This window comes from Domibacillus iocasae (assembly GCF_001750285.1).
Classification (GTDB): Bacteria; Bacillota; Bacilli; order Bacillales; family Domibacillaceae; genus Domibacillus; species Domibacillus iocasae.
The window spans coordinates 1-2,592 of sequence record NZ_MAMP01000018.1 but is presented as its reverse complement, the minus strand read 5'-3'; the positions used below and the strand labels follow the sequence as shown (position 1 = coordinate 2,592).

Annotated in this window: 4 protein-coding genes; 2 read left to right on the top strand and 2 right to left on the bottom strand. The window is 32.0% G+C overall.

Annotated features, from left to right (window positions below):
* Positions 1–383 precede the first annotated feature (383 nt).
* Both BA724_RS06910 and BA724_RS06905 read right to left on the bottom strand, forming a co-directional pair.
* Entirely contained in the window at positions 384–1,034 is a 651-nt protein-coding gene (locus tag BA724_RS06910) for a YczE/YyaS/YitT family protein (RefSeq protein ID WP_069937937.1), read from the bottom strand.
* A 9-nt stretch (positions 1,035–1,043) separates the two neighbouring features.
* Positions 1,044–1,487, bottom strand: a complete 444-nt coding sequence (locus tag BA724_RS06905; RefSeq protein ID WP_069937936.1) for a GNAT family N-acetyltransferase — start codon at positions 1,485–1,487, stop codon at positions 1,044–1,046.
* 134 nt (positions 1,488–1,621) lie between these two features.
* On the opposite strand from BA724_RS06905, the gene BA724_RS06900 reads away from it, so the two are divergent.
* Positions 1,622–2,071, top strand: coding sequence for a MarR family winged helix-turn-helix transcriptional regulator (locus BA724_RS06900; protein ID WP_069937935.1), 450 nt, complete (start codon positions 1,622–1,624; stop codon positions 2,069–2,071).
* Positions 2,072–2,254: 183 nt separating this feature from the next.
* On the top strand, positions 2,255–2,464 hold the full coding sequence (locus BA724_RS06895; protein ID WP_069937934.1) for a hypothetical protein: 210 nt from the start codon (positions 2,255–2,257) through the stop codon (positions 2,462–2,464).
* Positions 2,465–2,592 lie beyond the last annotated feature (128 nt).

Genomic DNA, 2,592 nt, shown 5'->3' with positions numbered 1-2,592 from the left:
AACGAAATTTTTGTTTCTCCAGAAGAAATAACCCCGTTGTCGTATTCATGGCATATAGCTATTCAGGAATACAAGAAGTATATCACCAGCAGTTTGGGTTAAAAAGCAAAGCCCCGGTTTCGGCCGGGGTTAATTTCTACTTAGCTTGTATATCCTCAATGCTCTTCATTTTTTCAACTTTTAGACCTTCTTCAAAAAAATCATTTCAGCAGATTTCAAATCCTTAATGGAAGAAACTTATCTCATTATGTAAATCTCTTGAAAATATATAATGGTATAGATAGGGAAACATTTGATAATTTATTAGTTAAGCCCATAAAGGAAGAGACTATTTAACTATCGAAGCAGGTTAGCTCAATAAGAACCTAAAAACAAAAACCATCCTAAATTGAATGGTTTTTGTCTGCATCATACTTCGTTGTAGAATTTGTTAATATAGTATCTATTACTTTTCTAGTAAGCGGCATAAAATAATTTAATATTAGCCCTCCTAAACAGACGGTTAATAAAGTTCCGATACCAATAGGTCCATTGAATACCGTTGCCATTATCAAGAACACAAAGTAAATGAGTGTTCTTGATAATAGTATATTTGTTCGAGTTAATTCTTGTATGATTAGTGTTAAACGGTCGGCTGGAATAGGTGCAAAATTTGTGTGTAAATAAATTGCCGTTCCCAATCCTATAACAACTAAGCCGATTCCAAAAAAAACAAGTTTATAAAACCATAGTTCAGGTGTTATCAAATTGTGTAATAAAAAAAGCCACATATCAATACAGATACCTGTTATAAATGCAGTTAACAACCCTAAAACTTCAGGTCTTTGTCTTTTTAATAACGAATTACAACATATCAATATTAATGCAATTATGATTTCCCAACTACCAACAGTAAGCCCCACGTTCAGGGACAAACCGACCAAGAGTGCATCAAAAGGAGAAGTTCCAATGTCTGATTGTATTGTTAAAGCAATACCGAGGGTTAGTATTAAAATACCTAAAACATAAAGTGCATATTGATTTTTACTCGACATTTTGCATCACTAGGAAGTTATGTCTTTTACCATTAATATATGTGGGATTCCATCCTCCATAAATATATTAGATGAAGATCGATAGCCCAATTTTTGATAAAAGCCTTCTGCTTGCGTTTGCCCGTGTAATTTAACTTGAGATACTTCCTTTTCTTCTGCGATTTCTTCTAATGCTTTAATAATTACCTTGCCAAGTCCAAATTTACGGTATGGCTTTAATATACAAATTCTTTCTAATTTTCCTAAGCCATCAACAATTCTTATTCTTCCCGTTCCAACTGGCTTTTCATTATAATAGACTAATATATGTTCACATTGTCCTTGTCCTTCCAGTGTGTCAAACTGATCAAATTCATCTTCTAATGGTACGCCTTGTTCCTCAACAAACACTTCTTTTCTTATATGAAAAGCTACACTTAAATCAACTTTCATTGTGATTCTTTTTGATTCCACTTTTCTTTAGTCCTTTCTGAATTTATTTTTGTAATTAAATCATTCATAATAAAAATGACTTCAAAAAAAGTATAAACGAAAATAATTTTGTTGTAAATACAACAAAAAAATAAAAGGAAGGAAGGCATTTAGGGATGGAAATTCTTCGTGAAATTGGAATGATAGCAAGAGCATTAGACTCTATTAGTAATATTGAATTTAAAGAATATGATCTTACAAAAGGGCAGTATTTGTATTTGGTTCGAATAGTTGAAAACCCAGGAATTATACAGGATAAGTTGGCAGAAATGATCAAAGTAGACCGAACAACAGCAGCTCGTGCAATTAAAAAACTTGAAATGCAAGGTTTTATAGAAAAAAGGGATGATGATATTAATAAAAAGATAAAAAAACTATTTCCAACTGAAAAAGGGGAAAATGTTTATCCCTTTTTAAGAAGAGAAGGGGAGTATTCTAATAAGGTTGCACTATCTGGATTCTCAACTGAAGAAACAGATACAATTTTTCAGCTTCTTCAACGGGTTAGGAAAAATATAGAGGTTGAGTGGGACTTTGTAAAAAAAGGAAATAGGAGAGAATACTAAACAGTTTAGAATTGTGAAGTATTGTACTTAAACTAAAGGGGTGCAAGAGTTTAAAAGCCGGCTGCTGTTCCAGCCGGTCTTTTTTCTTCCTCAACTAAAGGGCAGTTTAGTTCAATTACTATTAAAACTTTTTAAAATGGTATATTAAATATATCTAAATTATAAAGAAGGAGTGATATAGACATGTCAGAAATACACAAAGTTATTTCTAATGTTGATAAGATGAAAGAAGTAGGGGTAAACTTTGCTGAAGTAGGTAATGCGTTTGGGGATGCGATAAGGAAACAACCTGAAAAAGCATTAGCTATAGGAGGGGTCTTAGTGGGTCTTTATATCCTAAAAAATAAAAAAATTAAATTCAAATATAAAGACATTGAATTTGAAACAGAATAAATTATTTTAAAGACATTGACTTGCTTTATTAGAAAAATCCAGGTCCGCAGCTAAGGGAAGTAATTTCTTATGGAACTAACGGGTGCTTTCGTATTATAAGGTCAACCAGTTTTTACTGGTTGACCTTT

Coding starts and splice junctions, on each gene's coding strand:
- BA724_RS06910 (WP_069937937.1), bottom strand. CDS start 1,034: ATGTCGAGTAAAAATCAATATGCACTTTATGTTTTAGGTATTTTAATA.
- BA724_RS06900 (WP_069937935.1), top strand. CDS start 1,622: ATGGAAATTCTTCGTGAAATTGGAATGATAGCAAGAGCATTAGACTCT.
- BA724_RS06895 (WP_069937934.1), top strand. CDS start 2,255: ATGTCAGAAATACACAAAGTTATTTCTAATGTTGATAAGATGAAAGAA.